This window comes from Cellulomonas fimi ATCC 484, from assembly GCF_000212695.1.
Taxonomy (GTDB): Bacteria; Actinomycetota; Actinomycetes; order Actinomycetales; family Cellulomonadaceae; genus Cellulomonas; species Cellulomonas fimi.
In genome coordinates this window covers 905,926-928,148 of sequence record NC_015514.1, presented here as the reverse complement: position 1 = coordinate 928,148, position 22,223 = coordinate 905,926, and the positions used below count along the sequence as shown (strand labels likewise).

General features: G+C 77.1%; 22 protein-coding genes and 1 pseudogene. 8 read left to right on the top strand and 15 right to left on the bottom strand.

The genetic code is table 11. From position 1 onward, the window contains the following. Nucleotides 1–26: 26 nt before the first annotated feature. The 3 genes from CELF_RS04265 to CELF_RS04255 all read right to left on the bottom strand — a co-directional run bounded on the left by CELF_RS04265 (nt 27) and on the right by CELF_RS04255 (nt 2,666). Nucleotides 27–917: a 5-oxoprolinase subunit C family protein gene (locus tag CELF_RS04265; RefSeq protein WP_013770014.1), complete on the bottom strand. Its 891-nt coding sequence runs from the start codon at nt 915–917 to the stop codon at nt 27–29. Next, the gene (locus CELF_RS04260; protein ID WP_013770013.1) at nt 914–1,687 is read right to left on the bottom strand and encodes a 5-oxoprolinase subunit B family protein; all 774 of its coding nucleotides are present in this window, start codon (nt 1,685–1,687) and stop codon (nt 914–916) included. Before CELF_RS04260 ends, CELF_RS04265 begins: the two co-directional genes overlap by 4 nt. 181 nt (nt 1,688–1,868) lie before the next feature. Continuing rightward, nucleotides 1,869–2,666 carry a LamB/YcsF family protein gene (locus CELF_RS04255; RefSeq protein ID WP_013770012.1) on the bottom strand — a complete coding sequence of 266 codons (798 nt, stop codon included), beginning with the start codon at nt 2,664–2,666 and terminating at the stop codon, nt 1,869–1,871. A gap of 136 nt (nt 2,667–2,802) precedes the next feature. Here CELF_RS04255 and CELF_RS04250 point away from each other — a divergent pair, with 136 nt between their 5' ends. Continuing rightward, on the top strand, nt 2,803–5,355 hold the full coding sequence (locus CELF_RS04250) for a DEAD/DEAH box helicase (protein WP_083835779.1): 2,553 nt from the start codon (nt 2,803–2,805) through the stop codon (nt 5,353–5,355). Between the two features lie 98 nt (nt 5,356–5,453). Here CELF_RS04250 and CELF_RS04245 read toward each other — a convergent pair whose 3' ends face one another. From CELF_RS04245 to ssd, 7 genes are all read right to left on the bottom strand, one after another. Then, the gene (locus CELF_RS04245) at nt 5,454–5,921 is read right to left on the bottom strand and encodes an Rv3654c family TadE-like protein (protein ID WP_269471692.1); all 468 of its coding nucleotides are present in this window, start codon (nt 5,919–5,921) and stop codon (nt 5,454–5,456) included. Next, entirely contained in the window at nt 5,918–6,298 is a 381-nt protein-coding gene (locus CELF_RS04240; RefSeq protein ID WP_126297668.1) for a TadE family type IV pilus minor pilin, read from the bottom strand. Before CELF_RS04240 ends, CELF_RS04245 begins: the two co-directional genes overlap by 4 nt. Then, the gene (locus tag CELF_RS20910; protein WP_013770009.1) at nt 6,295–6,765 is read right to left on the bottom strand and encodes a DUF4244 domain-containing protein; all 471 of its coding nucleotides are present in this window, start codon (nt 6,763–6,765) and stop codon (nt 6,295–6,297) included. The genes CELF_RS04240 and CELF_RS20910 overlap by 4 nt, the downstream gene beginning before the upstream one ends. Before the next feature lie 324 nt (nt 6,766–7,089). Further along, a complete protein-coding gene (locus tag CELF_RS19890) occupies nt 7,090–7,815 on the bottom strand; it encodes a type II secretion system F family protein (protein ID WP_013770008.1) in 726 nt (241 codons plus the stop codon). Then, nucleotides 7,812–8,303: a type II secretion system F family protein gene (locus tag CELF_RS04225; RefSeq protein WP_013770007.1), complete on the bottom strand. Its 492-nt coding sequence runs from the start codon at nt 8,301–8,303 to the stop codon at nt 7,812–7,814. Before CELF_RS04225 ends, CELF_RS19890 begins: the two co-directional genes overlap by 4 nt. A gap of 209 nt (nt 8,304–8,512) precedes the next feature. Further along, nucleotides 8,513–9,784, bottom strand: a complete 1,272-nt coding sequence (locus tag CELF_RS04220; protein WP_013770006.1) for a TadA family conjugal transfer-associated ATPase — start codon at nt 9,782–9,784, stop codon at nt 8,513–8,515. Then, nucleotides 9,781–10,497, bottom strand: a complete 717-nt coding sequence (gene ssd / locus CELF_RS04215; protein ID WP_232014299.1) for a septum site-determining protein Ssd — start codon at nt 10,495–10,497, stop codon at nt 9,781–9,783. Before ssd ends, CELF_RS04220 begins: the two co-directional genes overlap by 4 nt. A gap of 504 nt (nt 10,498–11,001) precedes the next feature. On the opposite strand from ssd, the gene CELF_RS04210 reads away from it, so the two are divergent. Then, nucleotides 11,002–11,841: an HAD family hydrolase gene (locus CELF_RS04210; RefSeq protein WP_013770004.1), complete on the top strand. Its 840-nt coding sequence runs from the start codon at nt 11,002–11,004 to the stop codon at nt 11,839–11,841. A 525-nt stretch (nt 11,842–12,366) separates the two neighbouring features. Here the strand turns inward: CELF_RS04210 and CELF_RS04205 are convergent. Next, nucleotides 12,367–13,209, bottom strand: a complete 843-nt coding sequence (locus CELF_RS04205) for a Fic family protein (RefSeq protein WP_013770003.1) — start codon at nt 13,207–13,209, stop codon at nt 12,367–12,369. A 160-nt stretch (nt 13,210–13,369) separates the two neighbouring features. On the opposite strand from CELF_RS04205, the gene CELF_RS04200 reads away from it, so the two are divergent. Beyond that, nucleotides 13,370–14,770: an NAD-dependent malic enzyme gene (locus CELF_RS04200; RefSeq protein ID WP_013770002.1), complete on the top strand. Its 1,401-nt coding sequence runs from the start codon at nt 13,370–13,372 to the stop codon at nt 14,768–14,770. A 46-nt stretch (nt 14,771–14,816) separates the two neighbouring features. Here the strand turns inward: CELF_RS04200 and CELF_RS04195 are convergent, their stop codons facing one another. Then, nucleotides 14,817–15,869, bottom strand: a complete 1,053-nt coding sequence (locus CELF_RS04195) for an oxidoreductase (RefSeq protein WP_083835683.1) — start codon at nt 15,867–15,869, stop codon at nt 14,817–14,819. Here CELF_RS04195 and CELF_RS04190 point away from each other — a divergent pair. Continuing rightward, nucleotides 15,858–16,163 (top strand): hypothetical protein, encoded by a 306-nt coding sequence (locus CELF_RS04190; RefSeq protein WP_041553340.1) that lies wholly within the window; start codon nt 15,858–15,860, stop codon nt 16,161–16,163. The two genes, CELF_RS04195 and CELF_RS04190, sit on opposite strands and share 12 nt — an antisense overlap. Before the next feature lie 9 nt (nt 16,164–16,172). Here the strand turns inward: CELF_RS04190 and CELF_RS04185 are convergent, their stop codons facing one another. The 3 genes from CELF_RS04185 to msrB all read right to left on the bottom strand — a co-directional run bounded on the left by CELF_RS04185 (nt 16,173) and on the right by msrB (nt 18,017). Next, nucleotides 16,173–16,622, bottom strand: a complete 450-nt coding sequence (locus tag CELF_RS04185) for a MarR family winged helix-turn-helix transcriptional regulator (RefSeq protein WP_013770001.1) — start codon at nt 16,620–16,622, stop codon at nt 16,173–16,175. Between the two features lie 97 nt (nt 16,623–16,719). Continuing rightward, a complete protein-coding gene (locus CELF_RS04180) occupies nt 16,720–17,514 on the bottom strand; it encodes a hypothetical protein (RefSeq protein ID WP_013770000.1) in 795 nt (264 codons plus the stop codon). A 101-nt stretch (nt 17,515–17,615) separates the two neighbouring features. Beyond that, nucleotides 17,616–18,017: a peptide-methionine (R)-S-oxide reductase MsrB gene (gene msrB / locus CELF_RS04175; protein WP_013769999.1), complete on the bottom strand. Its 402-nt coding sequence runs from the start codon at nt 18,015–18,017 to the stop codon at nt 17,616–17,618. A gap of 265 nt (nt 18,018–18,282) precedes the next feature. Between msrB and CELF_RS21500 the strand changes: the two are divergent. The 4 genes and pseudogenes from CELF_RS21500 to CELF_RS04150 all read left to right on the top strand — a co-directional run. Further along, nucleotides 18,283–20,166, top strand: a pseudogene (locus CELF_RS21500) (putative bifunctional diguanylate cyclase/phosphodiesterase); the annotation flags it as partial. 253 nt (nt 20,167–20,419) lie between these two features. After that, a complete protein-coding gene (locus CELF_RS21495) occupies nt 20,420–21,121 on the top strand; it encodes a TasA family protein (RefSeq protein WP_169317651.1) in 702 nt (233 codons plus the stop codon). A gap of 11 nt (nt 21,122–21,132) precedes the next feature. After that, entirely contained in the window at nt 21,133–21,861 is a 729-nt protein-coding gene (locus CELF_RS21490; RefSeq protein ID WP_169317650.1) for a signal peptidase I, read from the top strand. Continuing rightward, on the top strand, nt 21,842–22,219 hold the full coding sequence (locus tag CELF_RS04150) for a hypothetical protein (protein WP_013769997.1): 378 nt from the start codon (nt 21,842–21,844) through the stop codon (nt 22,217–22,219). Before CELF_RS21490 ends, CELF_RS04150 begins: the two co-directional genes overlap by 20 nt. Nucleotides 22,220–22,223: the final 4 nt, after the last annotated feature.

Sequence of the window (22,223 nt, the reverse complement as noted above, 5' to 3'; positions counted from 1 at the left end):
CGTCCGGGAGCGTCCCGGCGAAGGCCTCACCCGCGGACGAACCGGACGTGCTCGCCCGGACGCACCTGGCCCAGCAGGCCGAGCGCCGCGGACCGCACGACCGCGACGACCGGGTACCCGCCCGTCACCGGGTGGTCCACCCCGAACACGACCGGGCGACCGTCCGGCGGGACCTGCACCGCGCCCGGGACCAGCCCCGCCGGCGCGAGCTCCGCCCCCTCCCGGCGCGCGAGCCGCACGACCCGCGGACCGTCGAGCCGCACCGCGACGCGGTCCGAGTCCGGGCTCGCCGTGTACCCGTGCACCGCGCGGGCGCGCCCCGCGGACCCACCCCACAGCCGCGCCACGCCGTCGACGAACCAGTCCGCGTGCGGGCCCGGCACCACCGGCAGGACCACCTCCCGGGGCCACGGCCCCACCGGCGCCACGTCGACCGGCGGCCAGGCCTGCGGGGGCGGCCCCACCGGCAGCACGTCGCCCGCCGCCAGCGGCGACGGGCCGAGGCCCGCGAGCCGGTCCGTGGACCGCGACCCGAGCACCGGCTCGACGTCCAGCCCGCCCCGCACCGCGACGTACGTGCGCAGGCCCCGCGCCGGGGCGCCCAGCCGCAGCACCGCACCGTCGCGCGCCTCGAGCGGCGCGTGCGCACCCACCGGCACGTCGTCCAGCCACGCCGGGGCCGGCGCGCCCGCGAGCGCGAGCGTCGCTGCACCGCGCAGGCGCACCCCGAGGCCGCCCATGAGCACCTCGAGCCCCGCCGCACCCTCCGCGTTGCCGACCAGGCGGTTCGCCAGGCGCAGGGCGCCCGCGTCCGCCGCGCCGCAGCGCCCGACGCCGACGTGCGCCCACCCCGGGCGGCCCAGGTCCTGCACGAGCGTCTGCAGCCCCGGGTGCAGGACCTCGAGCTCCGCGGTCACCGTGCACGCCCCGCGGCGACGAACCGCACCCGGCGGCCCGGCACGAGCAGCGCCGGCGGAGTGCGTGCGACGTCGAACAGCACCGCGTCGCAGCGCCCGAGCAGCCGCCAGCCGCCCGGCGTCGCCGTGGGGTAGACCGCCGTGAACTCGTCCGCGACCGCCACCGCGCCCGCCGGCACGCGGGGGCGCGGCGAGTCCCGGCGCGGGACGCGCAGCGCCGGGTCGAGGCCGACCAGGTAGGCGAAGCCCGGCATGAACCCGCCGAACGCGACCGTGTACGTCGCGGCGGTGTGGCGGCGCACGACCTCCTCGGGCGTCAGCCCCGTCAGCGCGGCCACCTCCGCGAGGTCCTCGCCGTCGTACACGACGTCCAGCCGCACGACCTCGAGCCGGTCGGCGGCGTCCGGGTCGCGCGGCGCTCGACCGCGCGGCACGGTGACGGCCGTCGTGGAGGCCGGGGTGGAGGCCGGGGTGGTGGTCGTGGTCGTCCGCACGAGGGAGCCGACGTCGGCGGCGAGCGTGGCGAGGTCCGTGTGCGCGGCGACGCGCAGCAGCAGCGTCCGCGCGGCAGGGACCTGGTCGACCACCTCCGTCAGCGCGCCGCCCTCGCGCGCGGCGCGCACGGCGTCGTCGAGCGCACGGACCGCATCCAGGTCCCGTAGCTCCACCAGCAGGGCGTCGTCGCCGAACGGCACGATCCGCTCGGCACCCGTGACGTCGCCCGCGCGGCCCGGCGTGCCCACACCGCGCCCGCCGTCCGCCGTCGTCATGCCCCGATCCTGCCGTCTCGGCGCCACGGCGCCGAGGACCTCCGTCCTCCGACCGCCGCCCTGCACGGACCGCCACTGCATCACCCGACGCGTCCCGGGATCTCCTGACGCGTCCCGCGGTCGCACGGACGCGTCCGCGGCCGGGCGGGCGCGTCCCGGGGCTCGCAGACGCGTCGCACGCTCACACGAACGGTCGGACGTGCACGTCGGCGTCGTCGAGGGCGCGCCGGACCGCGGCCGCCAGGACCGTCGCACCCGGCGTGTCCGAGTGCACGCACACCGACTCCGCGTCGACGGGCACCACGGTCCCGTCGACGGCGACGACCTGCCGGTCCCGCACCATCGTGAGCACCCGCGCGACGACCGCCTCGGGATCGACGACGAGCGCCCCGTCCTGCGTCCGCGGCACGAGCGTGCCGTCGGGGCCGTAGCCGCGGTCGGCGAACGCCTCAGCGACCGTGCGCAGCCCGCGCTCGTGCGCGAGCGCGAGCGACACCGCGCCGGGGAGGCCCACGAGGGGGAACGGCGCGTCGTCGACGCTCGTGCCGGCGCCGCCGACCCACGCCGCGACCGCGTCCACGAGCGCCCGCGCCTGCTCCTCGTGATGCACGACCGCGTTGTACAGCGCGCCGTGCGGCTTCACGTACGCGACCCGGGTGCCGGCCTCGCGCGCCACGCGTCCGAGCGTCACCAGCTGCTCGGTCACGTCCGCACGCAGCACGTCGGCGGGCACGTCGAGGAACCGGCGTCCGAATCCCTCCCGGTCCCGGTAGGAGACCTGCGCCCCGACCGCCACGTCGCGCTCGGCAGCGGCCCGGCACACCGCCGCCATGACCCGCTCGTCCCCCGCGTGGAACCCGCACGCGACGTTCGCGCTCGTCACCGCGTCGAGGAGGGCCGACTCCGGCCCCGGCACGCCGGGCTCCCAGGCGTCGAGCCCCTCGCCGAGGTCGCAGTTGAAGTCGATCCGTGCGCGCATCCCCCCATCCTCGCGCGCCCGCCCGGGTCTCGACCGCCGGGCCGAGGAGCCGCCGCGGCGGTGCGAGGATTGCCGGGTGGTCGCGACCGGTGAGCTGCTCGACGCGCTGCTGGCCGGGGGCCGCCGGGCCGACCGGATGACGCACGTCCGGCACCTTCCCGCCCGCGCGGGAGTCCGCGCGCCGTGGCCGACGTGGGCGGACCCGGACGTCGTGCGCGCGTACCGCGCGACCGGCGTCTCGGAGCCGTGGCAGCACCAGGCGACGGCGGCGGACGCCGCCTGGTCGGGCCGGCACACCGTGCTCGCGACGTCCACCGGGTCCGGCAAGTCGCTCGCGTTCTGGCTGCCCGCGCTCACCGCCGCTCGCGGCGCCGTCGCGTCCGGGACGCTCGACCCGGGCCGCATCGAGTCGGTCGCCCGTCGCGCGACCACGCTGTACCTCTGCCCCACGAAGGCGCTCGCCGCCGGGCAACTGGCCGCGCTCGACACGCTGCTCGGAGCCGCAGCCCTCCGGGACGTCCGCGTCGCCACCTGCGACGGGGACACCGCCCTCGACGAGCGGCGGTGGGTGCAGGAGCACGCGGACCTCGTGCTGACCAACCCCGACTTCCTGCACTTCGCCCTCCTCCCGCAGCACCGCCGGTGGGCCCGGCTGCTCGGGTCGCTGCGCTACGTCGTGGTCGACGAGTGCCACGCGTTCCGCGGGGTGTTCGGGGCGCACGTCGGGCTGGTCCTGCGCCGGCTGCGGCGCGTGGCCCGGTCCTACGGCGCGTCGCCCGTGTTCCTGCTCGCGTCCGCGACGACCGCCGACCCGGCCGCGAGCGCCGCCCGCCTGGTCGGCGTGGACCCCGACGACGTCGTGGCGGTCACCGACGACGCGTCGCCCGCGGGCCGCAAGACGTTCGTGCTGTGGCAGCCGCCGCCGCTGCCGGGCGCCGACGCCCCGTGGACCGACCTGCTGCCCGACGAGGACCCGTGGGCGACGCCCGTCGCACCGCCCGCGGGCGCCGCCCGCCCCGACGGAGGCGGTCCCCCCGCTCCCGACGACGCCTGGGCCGTCGCCGACGACGCGTGGCACGCGCCCGCATCGGGCACGCTCCCGCCCGTCGGTCCGGGGCCCGACGCACCGGGCGCTGCGGGTTCCGGTCCGCTCGGGACGGGTGAGCGCGTCGTCGCCGACGCGCACGACGGGCCGCGGCGGACGGCGACCGCGGAGATCGCGGACCTCCTCACCGACCTCGTCGTGGCCGGCGCCCGCACGCTGGCGTTCACGCGGTCCCGGCGCGCCGCCGAGTCGGTCGCGTCGGCCACGCGCGACCACCTGCGCGACGTCGACCCGGACCTCGCGCGGGCGGTCTCGGCGTACCGCGGGGGCTACCTGCCCGAGGAGCGACGGGCGCTCGAGCGCGCGATCCGCACGGGCGAGCTGCGCGCGCTGGCCACGACGAACGCGCTCGAGCTCGGCATCGACATCTCCGGGCTCGACGCCGTCCTGGTCGCCGGCTGGCCCGGGACGCGCGTGTCGCTGTGGCAGCAGGCGGGCCGCGCCGGGCGCGCGGGGGCGGACGGTCTGGTGGCTCTCGTCGCGCGGGAGGACCCGCTCGACACGTTCCTCGTGCACCACCCGGAGTCGATCTTCGAGGCACCGGTCGAGGCGACCGTCTTCGACCCCGCGAACCCCTACGTGCTGGCGCCGCACCTGTGCGCCGCGGCCGCCGAGCTCCCGCTGCGCGCCGAGGAGCTCGACGCGTTCGGCCCCTCGACGTCCGAGCTGCTCGCGGAGCTGGTCGAGCGTGGGGCGCTGCGGCGTCGACCGTCCGGGTGGTACTGGACCCACGCGGAGCCGGCGACGCGCCTGACGGACCTGCGCGGTACCGGCGGCGACCCGGTGCGCGTCGTCGAGTCGGCGACCGGGCGCCTGCTCGGCACCGTGGACGCCGCATCGGCCGACGCGACCGTGCACGACGGCGCCGTCTACGTGCACCAGGGCGCGACCTTCGTCGTGGACGAGCTGCACCTGGACGACGGCGTCGCGCTCGTGACGCGGCGCGACGTCGACTACGGCACGTGGGCCCGCTGGGTGACGTCGACCGAGATCGTGTCCGTCGACGAGGAGGTGCCGTGGGGCCCGCTCACGTGGGGCTTCGGGGCGGTGGACGTCACGACGCAGGTGCTCGGCTACCAGCGCAAGCGGATCCCCGACCTGCAGGTGCTCGGCTCCAGCGAGCTCGACCTGCCCGCGCGGACGCTGCGGACGACCGCGGCCTGGTGGACGGCACCCGCCGCGGTCGTCGAGGCGGCCGGGGTGTCCGTCGAGGACCTGCCCGGCGCGCTGCACGCCGCCGAGCACGCCTCGATCGGGCTGCTGCCGCTGCTCGCCACGTGCGACCGGTGGGACCTGGGGGGCCTGTCCACGGCCCTGCACGCCGACACGGGCGAGGCCACGGTGTTCGTGCACGACGCGTACCCCGGCGGTGCGGGCTTCGCGGAGCACGGGTTCCGCACCGCCACGACGTGGCTGCGCGCGACGCGCGACGCCGTGGCCGCGTGCCCGTGCCCGACCGGCTGCCCGGCGTGCGTGCAGTCGCCCAAGTGCGGCAACGCCAACAACCCGCTCGACAAGGCCGCCGCCGTCCGGCTGCTCGACGCCGTCCTGGCGCACGCCCCCGAGACCCCTCCCGCAGCCTGACGCCTCCGAGCGTCCGGGCGGCGTGGCCGGCTCCGTGACCTCCTCCACGCCGACCACGTCGACGGCGCCGACCACGTCGACAGCGCCGACAGCGCCGTCTACGTCGACCTCGACGACCCCGACCTCCGCGCCGACTGCGTTGGCCGCGCCGACCGCGCTGACCGCGCTGACCGACCAGGCTCGGCTGTCGGCGATCTCCTGCGGGCAGGTCGTCGAGGCGCGTCGCGCGCCGATGCCGGACCCGCCCGCGCGCCGGCCACCAGCGCGCCGAGTGCCGTGTCGCGGGCGGTACTGACCCGCGCGACTCCACCCGTGCCGAGCGTGCACGAGACGAGCCGCGCGTGGTTGCGGGCGACCACCCGCGCAGCCGTGCCGCACGGGTCCGCCACGCCGCTGCGCCACGCCGTGGCGGCTGCGAGGGCCGCGAGGTCCGCTGCGGCCTGCGCCTCGACGTGCCGCGCCTGGCCGCCGGCGACCACACCGAGCGTCGCCGCGAGCACGAGCGCGACCGCCACGACGCCGAGCACGGCCACCGTCCCCGATCCGCGCTCCCGGTCCTCGCTCACGGCTCGACCCACGCGGTAGCGCTGGCGCTCACCCGCACCGGCCCGAGCACCCGGCCGCCGGGCGCGATGCCGGCGGAGACCGAGACGGTGACCCACTCGCCGTCCCGCACCACGACGACCTCGGACGTCCCGCCGGCGACCCGCCGCGCGGCAGCAGCGGGATCGGCATCCGGCCCTCCGAGGGCCGCCGCCCGCGCGCCCGCCCGAGCCGCGTCCGCGCACCTGGCCCGGGCCAGTCCCGCCGCCGAGACCGCCAGCACCAGGACCAGCAGCAGCACCACGGCGGGCAGGCCCACGGCGAGCTCGGCGGTGACGCTCCCCCGGTCCCCACGCGCCCCGTCGTCGGTCCCCCTCGCCGGTGCCCGTCGGCGCGTCACAGCGACAGCGCCTGGCGGACGATCCCCGTGAGCAGGGCCTTGACCTCCCCGCTCTTGAGGATCACGACCAGGAGCCCTGCGAAGCCCACCGCCGCGAGCGTCGCGATGGCGTACTCGGCCGTCGCCATGCCGGCGTCACCGGTAGCGACACGCAGCCGACGGATCGTCGACGCACCGCAGCGGCCACGGCCGGAGGACGCCGCACCGTCCGCACCCACGACGTCCCCGCCCACCACGTCCGCACCTACGACGTCCCCGCCCACCACGCCCGCACCTACGACGCCCCCGCGCACGACGCCCGCACCCACCCCGTCCGCGCCCGTCGCGGGCCGTGCGCCCCAGGGAAGCGTGGCCCGGCGCCTGCCTCCGACCCCCGGCGCGCCCTCGCGCGCGCGTGTGCCGACCTCTGCGTCGGCGGGGCGGTGCGGGCGCGTCGACGTCTCCCCCACGTGCTGCTGGCTGCTCATGTCGCTGCTCCTTCTGTCGGGTGCGCGCTCCATGCGCGCGCCCACACCGTCCCGCTCGTGGTGCGACGAGGACGGCGTCCGCACGTGGACCCGTGGACCAGTTCTCCGGTGGACGGGTTGTGGACGGCTCGACCGACGCACCGAGCCGCCCGGACGCACGAGCGATCCCGGGCGCGCCACGGGGACGCGCGACCGGACCCGCAGCGCGCCACGGGGACGCGCGCGCGTCGTGGCGTCCGCGGTCGACAGGAGTCCTGGACCAGGTCCTCACGTCGGGACGGCTCCGGCGGACGGACGAGCCCCGCGCGCGCCGAGACCGGACGGTCAGGGGCCGAAGAGACCGGCGGCGAGCGAGAGCACGACGGGCACGAGCCCGATGAGGACGAACGCGGGCAGGAAGCACGCCCCCAGCGGCAGGACGAGGTGCACGGAGAGCCGTGCGGCAGCGGTGCGCACGGCCCGTCGTCGCTCACGCCGGAGCCGGTCGGCGCGCGCCCGCAGTGCCGCGGCGGGCGACGCCCCGGAGCTCCACGCCCCCTCCAGCGCCCCGGCGACGGCCGTCACGGCCGGCGGGGCTCCGGCCCAGGCCGATGCCCAGGTGGCGCCGAGAAGCAGCGCCGCACCCGCACGTCGCAGCGCGGCACCCGTCCGCCCGCCGACCGCCTCGCCGACGACCGCGAGCGCCCGGGGCAGCGCCGCGCCCGTGGCCAGCGCGGCGCCGACGAGCTCGAGGACCAGGACCGCGTCGAGCTCCTGCGGCCCGGCGTCCTCGCTCGACGCACGCGGGGCGGCACGACGCCACACCCGCACGCCCGGAGGCGAACCGCCGAGCCCCGGCGCGCGGACCTCGCCGGCACGCCCGGGCGGGCGCCCCTCGGCAGGGTCGGACCGGGAGCTGCCCGCCGGTGAGCGCCGGTGCGCGGCGACGACGCGAAGCCGCCGCCGGGCCGCTCCCCCGCCGACCGCCCGTCCCAGCCCTCCGGCCACGACCGCTCCGAGCACGACGACGGGATCGGCCAGCAGCGTCGCTGCCGCGACGGTCGCGCTCACGAGCCCGGCCCGAGACGCCCCGCCCGCGCGGTCCGTGCCGTGAGCCGGCCCGTCCACGCGCGGCCGCCGAGCAGGAGGACCACACCCAGCGCGGCGCTCGCCGTGCCCAGCCCGCCGTCGAGGACCACGCCCACGGGGTTCGCGCCCAGCAGCATCCCGAGCAGCACACCCGCCACCGGCAGCAGCGTGAGCACCCGGGTCGTGGCCCGGGGACCGGCCAGGGCCGCGGCGACCTCCGTCTCGTGCTCCTCGTCGGCGGCGACGGCCCGCGCGACCTGCTCCAGGACGTCGGCGAGCGGTGCACCCAGCTCCGCGGCGAGCCGTCCCGCGGCGACCGCTGCCGCCGCTCGGCCCGCGGCACCGGGGCTCGTGCGGCCCGCTCCCCCCAGCAGCTGGTCGACGGTCGGCGCGTTCGACGGGACCGGGACGCCGAGGACCGCCGACCACGCGGCGCCGGGCACCTCGCCGGAACGGACCCGCGCGGCCACGTCATGGAGCGTCGAGGCGAGGTCGTCGCCGTGCCCGGGCCGCGCACGTCCGCGGTCTCGTCTCGCGACCCGCCGCGCGACGGGAGGGACGGCCGTGGCAGACCCCGCCGTCGAGCCGGCCCTGCGCGTCGGGGACGCCACCGAGCGTCCCGGCCGGCCCCGCGGGGCCGCGAGCACGACCAGCGCGCCAACGACCACCAGGACGAGGCTCACCGGACGGAGCCGTCCGGCACGGCGACGAGCGCGGGCGGACGGCCTGCGGCCGCATGCGACTCCGGTGCCAGGTCGAGCCGTGCCGCGAGCTGCGGCCACCCGGGCCCGGTCGTGACCGACCCGCCGGGGTCGGCGTGCAGGGCGCCGTCGACACGCAGGGCTCCGTCGGCGGCGCGCCGCACGACGCCCACCTCCGCGAGGTAGCGCGTCTCCCGGTCGGCACCCGCGCGGCGCAGGTGCAGGACCGCGTCGAGGGCGCTCGCCGCCTGGGCCGCGACCGCGTCGCGGCTCATCCCGGCGAGGGCGGCGAGCGCCTCGAGCCGGGCGGGGACGTCGGCGGCGGCGTTGGCGTGCACGGTCGCCCAGCCGCCGTCGTGGCCGGTGTTGAGCGCCGCGAGCACCTCCCGCACCTCGGCGCCGCGGCACTCGCCCAGCACGATGCGGTCGGGCCGCATGCGCAGCGCGTGGCGCACGAGGTCGGCGAGGTCGACCCTGCCTGCTCCCTCGACGTTCGCGCGCCGCGCGAGCAGCCGCACGACGTGCGGGTGGTCAGGTGCGAGCTCGCCCGACTCCTCGATGACGAGGACCCGCTCGTCGGGCGGCACGAGCGAGAGCAGCGCGGCGAGCAGCGTCGTCTTCCCCGAGCCGGTCGCGCCCGAGACGAGGACGTTGGCGCGGCGGGCGACGAGCGCCCGGACGACCGGCACGAGCACGGGAGCGAGCGTCCCGCCAGCGACCAGCTCGACGACGGACAGCGCACGCACGCGCACGGTCCGCAGGCTCAGCAGCGTGCACGCACCGGCCAGGGGCGGCAGGACGGCGTGCAGCCGCGTGCCGTCGGGGAGCTGCGCGTCGACGGTCGGCGACGCGTCATCGAGACGCTGGCCGCCCGCCGCGGCGAGGCGCACCGCGAGGGCACGGACGTCGGCGGGCGTGCCGAGCCGCACGTCGACGCGGTGCAGCCGGCCGGAACGCTCGACCCACACGTCCTGCGGGCCGTTGACGAGCACGTCGGTCACGGCCTCGTCGTCGAGCAGGGACTGCAGCGGACCGGCGCCCAGCAGCTCGTCGGACACGGCCCGCACGAGGTCGACGAGCGCCCCCGACCCGACGACCGCACCGCGTCGCCGCGCCGCCGCGTCCACCGCCTCCCGCACGGCGTCGGTACCGGGCGCCCCGCCCGGTCGGGCGTGCAGCAGCGCACGCACGTCGTCGAGGAAGGCCGCGTCGAGCAGACCGTCGGGTCGAGGGCCGCGGGCGCCGGTCACGCGAGCCCACGCGCGAGCCGGCGCGCCGCCCGGGCGAGCGGACCCGTCGCCGGGAGCCCGGTGCGCTCGACCCCTGCGGCGAGCCGGCGATCGGCCGGCAGGACCGCCCGGACCGGCAGCCCGACCGCCTCGGCGAGCTCCGCGACGCCCAGCCCTCCGGGGGCCGGGCCGCGCACGACGAGGCCCACGTCGGTGCCGGGGTCGCGCCACGACTCGCGCAGCGCCAGCGCACCCGCGGTCGCGCGCAGGTCCCGCGGCGTCACGACGAGCACCGTGTCGCACACGGCGGCGACCGACTCCCCCGCCACGACCGCCGAGCGGTCGAGGTCGAGCACGAGGACGCCTGCCGCCCGGGACAGCGCGTGCAGCACGTCGGCGACGACGGCTGCCTCGGGCGGCACGGGCCGCGACCGGTCCGCGCTGAGGACGGCGCACGAGCCCCACCGCGGCAGGAGCGCGAGCAGGTCGTCGCCGTCGACGTCGCCCCGCGCGGAGGCGAGGTCGGGCCAGCGCACGCCGTCGACGCCCTCGAGCCCGACGAGCACGTCCAGCCCCGCGCACCCGCGGTCGAGGTCGACGAGGACGGTCGCCGTGGTGGCGGACAGCACGCGCGCGAGGGCTGCGGCGAGGCTCGACGCGCCTGCTCCCCCGCGTGCGCCGACCACGCCGACGACGTGCGCCCGCTCGACCACGACCGGCTCGGGCCGGAGCACGACGGGAGGCCACCGGGTGGGGACGCCTGAGGCTCCTGCGAACCGGTCGTCGCCGGTCGTGACCGCGGCGCCCTCGCCCCGGCCGGCACGAGGGTCGACGTGCTGGGGGTCGCCGCGGCCGCGACGGGGCACGGTGTCCGTGCGGGGGGCGGCTGCTCGCATGGTCGTCCTCTCGTCGGCCGGTGCCGGGCCGTCCGGGCGACCCACGACGGCAGCGTCCCCGACGGCGTCCGCGGCGCGGCCGGACCAGGACCGGCCCGGGGATGGCCGACACGTGCGGAGGGGCTGTGGACGGCTCGTGAGCGTGCCCGCGGGCCCCTGCCCCGGTGTCGGCACCGCCCACTAGGCTCGCCGCGACCAGCACGGACACCGGCACCGAGCGCTCTTCCGGCCGGTGACGACGGGCACCGCGCGCGGCGCAGCCCGACGACGCACCACCGCACGACCCGCACCACGCACGACCCGCACCACGCCCAGGACCAGACCGACGAGCCGCGGAGAGCGATGGACGAGAACCCGACCCCCGGTCGCGGGACCCCACCGCGCCCCGCCCGCGACGGCGGACGTGCGGCGGCGTTCTTCGACCTCGACAAGACGATCATCGCCACGTCGTCGGCGACGGCGTTCTCGCGGCCGTTCATGGCAGGCGGACTGCTGACCCGCCGCTCGGTGCTGCGGACCGCGTACGCGCAGTTCCTGTACCTGGTGGGCGGCGCGGACGAGGCCCAGACGGAGCGCCTGCGCGCCCAGCTGTCGCGGATGGTGACGGGGTGGGACGTCGCGCAGGTGTCGGCGATCGTCGCCGAGACCCTGCACGAGTCGATCGACCCCACGGTGTACGCGGAGGCGGTCGCGCTCATCGAGGCGCACCACGAGGCGGGCCGCGACGTGGTCGTGGTCTCGGCGTCGGGCAGCGAGATCGTCGAGCCGATCGCGGCGGTCCTGGGTGCGGACCACGTGATCGCGACCCGCATGGCGGTCGCCGACGGCAGGTTCACGGGCGGCATCGACTTCTACGCCTACGGCGAGAACAAGGCGACCGCGATCCGGGCGCTCGCGGAGCAGCAGGGCTACGACCTGGACGCGAGCTTCGCGTACTCCGACTCGATCACGGACGCACCCATGCTCGCGGCGGTCGGCCACGGCTTCGCCGTGAACCCGGACCGCGCGCTGCGCCGGCTCGCGACGGAGCGCGGCTGGGAGTCGCTGTCGTTCAGCCGGCCGGTGTCGCTGTTCGCGATCGGCCGCCCGCCGACCCGGGTGCTCGTCGCGGCGTCGGTCGTCGTGCTGGCGGCGTGCGGCGTCGCGCTGTGGTGGGCGCGCCGACGCGCACGGACCGACTGACCGCACGGGCTCGGGCAGCGACGCGCACCGCACGAGCAGCGTCCGGTCTCCCCTCGGCCCCCGCACCGCACGAGCAGCGCCGGGCCACCCGTCCGCCCGCGCACCGCACCAGGAGCGCGCGGGGTCAGCACTGCGCGGGCCGCGCGGTGCTGGACCACGTCGGCAGGTCCACATGCCGGTCGCGCGTCCCGCCATGTGGCGGCGACGGGTCGGTGTGCTGCGCCGTCACCGCGCGCAGTTCCCATCGGCCGCTCGCTGCGGTACGACAGTCCTACAACTGGATCGCCGTGAGGGCACCCACGCGCAGGAGCGCCCACCTCTGGGCAGGTCGACCGGGCTCGTCCCGTCGCGACTGGACAGGTGCACGCTTGATCACCCTCCCGGCCTCCGTTCGGCAACGGCGCCTCTCGGGGCGCCGTCGTCGTGCCAGGACAGCCCGCCGCACCGGCAACGACGCCGGGGCGGCGCGGCCCAGCCACCCGGACCCCGCGGCAGCGGGCTCTCGACGCACGCCGGCGGCCCTGGTCACGCGGACGGCAGCCGCCCCGCCAGCACGCCGTCGGCCACCACCCGCGCCTCGTCGACGCCGCTCACGACGGCTTCCGCGCACGCGCGCAGCCATGCCGCGACGCCGTCGGGCGTGCCGGTCGCGAACTGCGCGGCGGCCCCCAGGTACGGCTGCGGCGCGACAGCCCACGCGACGTCGGCGACGACCGACCCGGTGGGGTCGAGCCCGCGCGCGGTCGCGACGAGGCGGGCGACCGCCCGCGCGACGACGCCGTTGCCGGCCGCGAAGGGGCGCAGCGTCAGGAGCTCGCCGTGCACGACGGCCGCGACGACCAGCGCCGGGGCCGTGCTGCCGGCGACGGTCCGGCCGAGCAGGTCGATCCGGGCGGCGACCTGCGCCCCGTCGGGCGCCGGGCCGAGACCGGTGAGGTCCTGCGGTGCGCCGGACCGGACGCGCCCGAGCAGGTCGTCGTCGAGCCAGCCGCCGCCGGCTGCGGCGTGCACCCGCGCGAGGAGCTGCCCGAGCGGCGGGAGCGCGGCGGCCCCTCGTGCGCCGAGGTCGGGCATGAGCCGCTCGACCACGGCGGTCGCGCGGACGGCCCCGAGCACGCGCGCGACCTGCGGGTCGGGCGCCCCGGCGGGCGCGGTCGCCAGCCCGCGCACGACGTCGAGCGGGAGCCGTGCACCGTCGACGGCGGCGCTCGCCCGTGCGGACCGCAGACCGGCCTCCGCCCGGACCTCCCGCCAGCGCCTGCGGTAGGCCTCGTGCCAGCGCAGCTGCTCGCACGCGTCGCGCGCGCGTGCGACGGCGTCGGCGACGCCGGGCAGGTCGGCGAGCGGGGCGAGCGGGTCGGCGGGCACCGGGCCACCCTACGAGCGCGCGGGAGACCCCGGACGCGCCCGCCGGTCGGGCGGACCGGGTCGCGCCACGCGGCCCGGGAGACGACGCCGCCCGGCGCCGGGCCGGTCGCGGCCCACGTCGCGGGCGCGCCACGGCACCCCGCGGGCCACAATGAGCCGCATGGCCTCGCCGAGCGTCTCGTCGTCCATCACCGCCCGGCTCCAGGTGCAGGCGCGCCCGACCGCCGTCAGCGAGCTGACCACAGCCATCGAACGCGCGGGCGGGATCGTCACCGCGCTCGACGTGACGGCGTCGGCGCACGAGCAGATGACGGTCGACGTCACGTGCGCGACGCGCGGCGAGCAGCACGCGGCGGACATCGTCGACGCGCTGCGCGACCTGCACGGCGTCGTCGTCGACCGGGTGAGCGACCGGACGTTCCTGCTGCACCTCGGCGGCAAGCTGTCGATCGAGTCGAAGGTGCCGCTGCGCAACCGCGACGACCTGTCGATGGCGTACACGCCGGGCGTGGCACGCGTGTGCGAGGCGATCGCGGCGCACCCGGAGGACGCGCGGCGCCTGACGATCAAGCGGAACACGATCGCGGTCGTCACGGACGGCACGGCGGTCCTGGGCCTGGGGAACATCGGCCCGCTCGCGGCGCTGCCGGTGATGGAGGGCAAGGCGGTGCTGTTCAAGCGGTTCGCGGGGATCGACGCGTTCCCGCTGGTGCTGGACACGACGGACGTCGACCAGATCGTGGAGACGGTCGTGGCGATCGCGCCGGCGTTCGCGGGCATCAACCTCGAGGACATCTCGGCGCCGCGGTGCTTCGAGATCGAGCGGCGGCTGCGCGAGCGGCTGGACATCCCGGTGTTCCACGACGACCAGCACGGCACGGCGATCGTCGTGGTGGCCGCGCTGACGAACGCGCTCAAGGTCGTCGGCAAGGACATCGCGACGGTCCGGATCGTGCTCTCGGGCGCCGGTGCGGCGGGCACCGCGGTGCTGCGGCTGCTGCTCGCGGCGGGCGCGCGCGACGTGGTCGTCGCCGACGTGGAGGGCGTGGTGCACGCTGCCCGTCCGGGGCTGCCCAAGTCGCTGCGGTGGACGGCGGAGGTGACGAACCCGCGGGGGGTGACGGGCACGATCCCGCAGGCCCTCGCGGGGGCGGACGTGTTCGTCGGGGTGTCGGCGCCCGACGTGATCACGGCGCAGGACGTCTCAACGATGGCGCGCGACGCGATCGTCTTCGCGCTCGCCAACCCGCGCCCGGAGGTGGACCCGGACGACGCCGCGCAGTACGCGGCCGTGGTGGGCACGGGCCGCTCGGACTTCGCGAACCAGATCAACAACGTCCTGGCGTTCCCCGGCCTGTTCCGCGGCCTGCTCGACGCGCAGTCGCACCAGATCACCGACCGGATGCTGCTGGCCGCCGCCTACGCGCTGGCGTCGACCGTGAGCGACGAGGAGCTCAACCCGGCGTACATCGTGCCGAGCGTGTTCCACCCGGACGTGGCGGCGGTCGTCGCCGCGGCCGTCGAGCGCGAGGCCCGGGCGGACGCGGCGGCGACCGCCTGACGCCCGCCGGCGCCCGCGCACGTCGCGCGCGCCGGCGACGGCCCGGTCAGCGCCAGGCGCCCCGCACGTGCTGCGGCTGCCACCCGGTCACGGTCGGCAGCCCGGCGACGGCCGACCGGTCGGCGGCGACGGGCAGCGCGTCGGTCGCGACACCCAGCTCGTGCGCGGCGCGCAGCGGCCAGGAGGGCTCGCGCAGCGCGACGCGACCCAGCAGCACCGCGTCGGCGCTGCCGTCGACGAGCACCTGCTCGGCCTGCTCGGGCGACGTGACGATGCCGACGGCGGCGACGGGCAGCCCGGACGTCTCGCGGACCTGCCGCGCGGCAGGCACCTGGTAGCCCGGCCCGACGGGGATCGACGCGGGTGCGTTGCCGCCGGTGGACACGTCGACGAGGTCGACGCCGTGGCCGGCGAGGTCCTTCACGACGGCGGCCACGTCGGCGACGCCGAGCCCCTCGGGCAGCCAGTCGGTGGCGGACACGCGCACGAGCAGCGGCAGCTCGTCGGGCCACACGGCGCGCACCGCGTCGACGGTCTCGACGAGCAGGCGCGCCCGGTTCTCGGGCGACCCGCCGTACTCGTCGTCGCGCGTGTTGGTCAGCGGCGACAGGAACTGGTGGAGCAGGTAGCCATGGGCGGCGTGCACCTCGACGACGTCGAACCCTGCGTCGAGGGCGCGCCGCGCGGCGGCCGCGAACGCGGCGGGCACGGCGGCGACCTCCTCGGTGCGCAGCGCGGTGGGCGTCGCGAGGCCGGGGTACGGCTCGGCGCCGGGCCCGACCGCGGTCCAGCCGCCGTCGGCGGCGGGGACGGACCCGTCCTGGGCGCCGAACGGCGGGTACGTCGACGCCTTGCGGCCCGCGTGCGCGAGCTGGACGCCGACCCGGGTGCCGCGCGCGTGCACGAAGTCGGTGACGCGGCGCCAGGACGCGACGTGCGCGTCGTCCCACAGCCCGGTGTCGCGCGGCGAGATCCGGCCCTCGGGCGCGACGGCCGTGGCCTCGGCGAGCAGCAGGCCGAACCCGCCGCGACGGTCGCATTCTTCCGGACCCTCGGCGGCGCGATCGGCGTCTCGGCGCTCGGCGCGGTGCTCACCCACCGCGTCGGCGACCTCGTCGTCGACGGCCTGCGCGGGCTCGGCGTGGACCCGTCGGCCCTCGGGACCGGCGGCACGAGCGCGCTGCCCGACCTGGCGACCCTCCCCGGGCCGGTCAAGCTGGTCGTCGAGAGCGCGTTCGGCGACGCGATCGCGGACCTGTTCCTCGTGGCCGCGCCCGTCGCGGTGATCTCGCTGGTCGCGGTGCTGTTCCTGCGCGAGGTGCCGCTCAGCCGCAAGTCCGGGATCGAGCAGCGGCTCGAGCAGGACCGCGAGCCGGAGGTCGCGGCCGTCTGACGGTCGCGGTCAGTCGTGCTGCCGGGCGGCGGCGAGCGCCTCGTTGAGGCGGTCCAGCCGCTCGGCCAGCGCGTCGATCTCCTGCGCGCTCCAGTCCGCGAGCGCCCGCAGCAGGAACTCGCGGCGCGCGGCCCGCGCGGAGGCCAGCCGGCGGCGGCCCTCGTCCGTGAGGTCGAGGAGCTGGCCACGGAAGTCGTCCGGGTCGGGGCGCCGGGACACGAGCCCGATCGCGCCCAGGCGGGACAGCTGCCGCGAGATCGTCCCGCGGCCCACCCCGATGAACGACGCGAGGTCGCTCGCGCGCAGGCCGGGCGTCGCCTCGATGTGGCCGAGCAGCACGTACGCCGACGGCTCCAGGTCGGGGTGCACCTCGCGCGCGAGCGACGCCTGCGAGGCGTGCGCGCGTCGCAGCAGCAGGCCGAGCTCCTGCTCGAGCCTCGCGAGGTTCTCCTCCGTCACAGGGTCATCCTCGCCCCACCGCGGCACGCTGAGCGGGCGAAATCGCTGGACATCTGGACAACCGGAGGGCGTCTGGGTGCTAGCACCCAGACGGCGGTCAGCGCGACCAGGTCGACTTGCGGGACGCGACGGCCGCGATCGCCGTCGCCCGGTCGGCACCCAGACGCGGCGCCATCAGGCGGAACACGCTCGGCAGCTCCGAACGGGGCACCACCAGGACGTCGTCCGGACCGCCCGGCGCGCGCACGTCCAGCTGCCCCTGCACCACCAGGACGGGGCGGACCACGACGCCCGCGCACGCCGCCGCGAGGAGCGCGGACTGCACGCGCGACGCCTCGAGCCGCGCGTCGCGCAGGTACGGCACCGAGACGCCGTCGACCGTCATCGTGCGCCCCTCGACCACCACGTGCGAGCCCGTCAGGTCCCGCTCCGTGACCGTGAGGATGCCGCCCGGCCCGACCAGGAGGTTCTGCAGCACGCTGCCCTGCCGCCCCACCGGGACGTCGTGCAGCACCTGCCAGCCCTCGTCGACGAGCCGCGACAGCCGCGTGCGCACCGAGCTGCCCCGCTCGCCGCGGTACGCCGGCAGCTCCGTCGTGTCCTTCGAGACCGAGCCGAGCCACGCCTCGAGCGCCGCCTGGTCCAGCGCGTCGAGCGCGTCCGTCGGCGTCGCGGGCACGGGCAGCACCAGCTCGCCCGTCTCGGTGCGCACGTCGGAGCGCAGGTAGGCCTGCGCCGCGCGGCGGACGCCGTCCTCCAGCGCGGGGTGCTCGACGACCACCTCGCCCGACTGGAGGTCGACGGAGCCGACGCGCGCGCCGGTCTCGTGCGTCACGAAGAGCCGGTCGGCGCCGTACCGGCGCCACCGACGCACGGTCAGCAGCTCGTCCACGTCTGCATTATCGGCAGGTGAGGCCGCCGACTTCAGAGGTGTCGACCATCCGGACGGCGCCCGCCCAGGTGACGGCACGGTGGCGGCACGGTGACGGCACCTCAGGGGGCCGGCTCGAAGGTCAGGCTCACCGAGTTCATGCAGTAGCGGTCGCCCGTCGGCGTCTGCGGCGCGTCGTCGAACACGTGGCCCAGGTGGGACCCGCAGCGCGCGCACCGCACCTCCGTGCGGACCATGCCGAGGCTGCGGTCCTCGATCAGCTCCACGCGGTCCTGCGCGAGCGGCGAGAAGAAGCTCGGCCACCCGCAGTGCGAGTCGAACTTCGTCTCCGAACGGAACAGCTCGTTGCTGCACGCGCGGCACCGGTACACGCCGACGCGCTTCTCCTCGAGCAGCTCGCCCGTCCACGCGCGCTCCGTGCCTGCGCGGCGCAGCACCGCGAACTCCTGCGCGTCGAGGCGCTCCGCCCACTCCTCGTCGGTCCTGGTGACCTCGTACCCCATCGTCGTCCTCCTCCTCGCGGCCGGCCTCCCGGCCGACCCGTGCAACAACGAGCGTCCCCCGACGGTTCCCGACGCGCCGGGCGAGCCCCTGACCAGCGCGTGTCGCAGATCCCGGTGACTTCGGTCTACGGTGCCCCGTAGCGCACGCTCCTCCCGCGCTGACCGATGTCGCCCCCGTCGTCCGTCCCGCCCATGAGGTCCCGTGCCACGTAACCGCCGCCCGTGGTCGCTCACGCGCTACTTCGCGGTCGTGAGCATCGCGGCGATGGCCGTGCTCGGGTGCGCGCTCGTGGTCGTGTCGGCGACCGTCATGGAGCGGCAGTCGACGCGCGACGGCATGCGCTCGGCCGAGTCGGTCCGGTCCTACGCGACCGCCCAGGTGCCGACCGACGCGTTCGTCCTCGCGACCGCGCTCACGCCCGACCAGGACGAGGCCGTCCGGCAGGCCGTCGCCGGGTTCGCGGACAGCGTCGTCGAGGTCCGGCTGTGGGCCCAGGACGGGACGCTCATCTTCTCGACCGCCGACCGCACCACGAGCGGGTTCCCCGACGGCGAGCGCCTCGACGCGGTCATGGCCTCGGGCGAGCCCGACGCGCGCGTCGTGTCGGACGTCCGCGGCGACGCACCCGGGACCCTGAGCGGCACGCAGCGCGACGTGCTCGACGTGTACGTGCCGGTCACCGCCGCGCAGACGCTGCGCACCACCGAGGACCGCCCCTCGTCCGAGGTCGTCGGCGCGGCCGAGGTCATGCTCGACCACACGGGCTCGGCGCACGCGGTCGGCGACGCCGTCCGCACCGTGGGGATCGTCGTCGGCGGCGGGCTCGTGGCGCTGTGGGTGCTGCTGTTCCGCACGGTCCTGACGACGTCCCGACGGCTGCAGGCCACGGCGCTCGAGAACGCGCGGCTCGCGCTGCTCGACTCGCTGACCGGCCTGCCCAACCGCCGGATGCTCGCGGACCGGATGCGGCGCACCATCGCGGAGGCGCACGAGGACGGCACGCGCGTCGGGCTCATGCTGCTCGACATCGACCACTTCAAGGACATCAACGACTCGCTCGGGCACGACCGCGGCGACGAGCTGCTGGAGCAGGTCGCCGAGCGGCTGCGCGGCGCGCTGCGCGGCAACGACGTGGTCGCGCGGCTCGGCGGCGACGAGTTCGCGGTGCTGCTGCCGGACGTGCGGTCGGTCGAGAACGCGGAGCGCCTGGCCCGCCGGGTCCGCGGCCTGTTCACGACGCCGTTCATGCTCGGCGAGCTGCCGCTGCACGTCGAGACGTCGGTCGGCGTGGCGTGCCTGCCCGACCACGCGGACGACTCGTCGTCGCTCATGCGCACGGCCGACGTCGCGATGTACGCCGCCAAGCACCACCGCACGGGCGTCGCGGTCTACTCGCTCGACGAGGACGACTCCTCGCCGGCGCGCCTCGTGCTGCTCGGGGACCTGCACCGGGCGCTGGACACCGAGACCGACGAGCCCCGGCAGCTCGAGATGCACTACCAGCCGAAGATCGACCTGACGACGGGCAGCACGGTCGGGCTCGAGGCCCTCATGCGCTGGCGGCACGAGACCCGCGGGCTGCTCGCGCCCGCGTCGTTCATCCCGCTCGCGGAGCAGTCGGGGCTCATCCACGACGTCACGCGGTTCGCGCTGACGACGTGCGTGCGCCAGCTCGCGCACTGGTCGCGGGAGGGGCGCACGACGCCCGTCGCCGTGAACCTGTCGGCGCACGACGTCACGACCACCGCGGTCGTCGACCTCATCGAGGCGCTCCTGACCGAGCACGCGGTGCCCGCCGACCTGCTCGAGGTCGAGATCACCGAGACGGCGCTCGTCGCGGACCGCTCGCGCGTCGTGCCGGTGCTCGAGCGCCTGGGCGAGCTCGGGGTGCGCGTCGCGATCGACGACTTCGGGATCGGGAACACGTCGATCTCGCAGCTGCGCGACCTGCCGGTCGACGAGCTGAAGATCGACCGCCTGTTCGTCGCCGACCTGCAGGCCGGCGGGCGCGAGGGCTCCGAGGTCGTCGTGCGCGCGATGGTCGACCTCGCGCACTCGTTCGGGCTGCGGGTCGTGGCCGAGGGGGTCGAGGACGAGCACACCGCGGGCATCCTCGCGCAGCTCGGCGTGGACCACGCGCAGGGGTTCCTCTACTCGCGCGCGGTGCCGCCGTCCGACCTGACGTTCGGGATGCTGGTCCCGACGCCGCGACGCGGCGCCGAGAGCTCCCACCCGAACGGCACGCGACCGGGCGGACGACGACGCCCCGGACGGCGCACGTCACGCGTCACTCGAACGAGTGAATCTCCCCCGAACGCCTCAACAGTCGTCACCCATCTGCCGATAGCACCCTGTCCGGGCCCGGACCGACCTGCGCACGACCCGCCGAGGAGTTCCTTCGATGATGGACGACCTGCTCCAGGAGATGATCGACCCCGCCCCGCCGCAGCGGGACCGTCCCAGGAGGCGCCGCATGTGGACCACCATCGGCATCGTGGGTCTGGCGGTCGTCGGTGCCACGTCGCTCACGACGTCGGCGCTGTTCAGCGACACCGACTCCACGAGCACCGAGATCTCGACCGGCACCGTCGACCTCGCCGTCGGCGCGGTCGACTTCGCGGTCCCCGCCGAAGGCCTCGAGCCCGGCGACACCGTCTACACGCCGGTGCTCGTCCAGAACAACGGCTCGCTGCAGCTGCGCTACTCGGTCGAGTACCGCACGACCGACGTCACCTCGCCGCAGCCGTCGCCGACGCTCGCCGACCCGGACGGCGCACCCGTCGCCCCCGCGGCCGCGTCGCTCGCGACGATCGTCGAGCTGTCGGTCTTCGAGACCGCGACGTGCGACGCGACGTCGGTCGCGACCGCCCCGCTGCTCGGGTCCGTCGCCGGCAGCAGCGGCGCGCCGCTCGCGAGCGCGTTCGACGCGATCGTCGGCGACGCGGCCACGGGCCAGCAGGCCGGCGACCGACCGCTCGCCGCGTCGACGTCCGAGACGCTGTGCGTCCGCCTGCACCTGCCCGTCGGCGCCGGCAACGAGTTCCAGGACACCGGGCTCGCCCTCGCGCTGCGCATGCAGGCCGAGCAGGTCGCCAACAACTGAGCACCGCCGCCATGATCCGTCGCGGGCGAGCCCCGGGCGAGCCGGTCGTCGAGCGCAGGTCACCCAGCGTGGCCCGCGCCCGTCGGTCGCGCCCGCGGCTGCCCGTGTGGCGGCGGGTCCTGTCCGTCGTGCTCTGGACGGTCGTGGCGGTGTGCGGCGCCGCGTACGCCGCGTCCCTGCTGGTCCCGCTCTGGTACCAGCTCAACGACGAGCGGCTCCTCATCGTCACCTCGGGGTCGATGGCGCCGAAGTTCGAGGCCGGCGACGCCGTGGTGCTGCGGGCCATCACGCACGAGTCGGACCTCAAGGTCGGGCAGGTCGTGTCGTTCTGGCCGTCCGGCTCCGAGCAGCTCGTCACGCACCGGGTCGTCGCGCTGCGGCACCTGCCGGAGCTCGTCACCGACCCCGAGACGGGCGAGCGCGTCCCGAAGCTCGACGCGGACGGCGAGGCCGTCACCCGCGCCTACGTCTTCACCAAGGGCGACGCGAACCCCGCCCCCGACCCGGACGCGACGCCCATCACGCGCGTGCGCGGCGTGGTGCTCGAGGTGCACGCCGGCTGGGGCTGGGTGCTGCAGTGGTCGACGTCGGCGACGGGTCGCGCCGTCATGCTCGTGCCGCCGCTGCTCGCGCTCGCGACGCTCGAGGTCCTCGCGGTCCTCGACGCGCGTCGCGAGCGGCGCCGTGCCGCGCCCGACCCGCTCACCGACGGGAGGTTCGATGACCTCCTCCTCGACTGACCTCCCCGACCGCCGCGACGGTTTCCTCTCGGCGGACCGCGGCGCGTGGGTGCGGCTCGCCGTGGTCCTCGCGCTCGCCGTGGCCGCGCTCGTCACGCCCGCCACCTACGCGACCGAGGCGCGCTTCACCGACACCTCGACCGTCGAGCTGCAGTACCACGTCGGCCCCACCCCGACCCCGACGCCCAGCGCGGAGCCGACCGGGACGGCCGCGCCGGAGGAGCCCACCGCGACCGCTCCCGCGACGACGACCGCTCCGGCCGGGTCGACGTCCCCCGCCCGCACGCGGGGCGACGGCGCGCCGCGGCGCTGGGCTCCGTCCGCCGACGCGCCCGACGCGGCCCGCACCGACGGCTGACCCC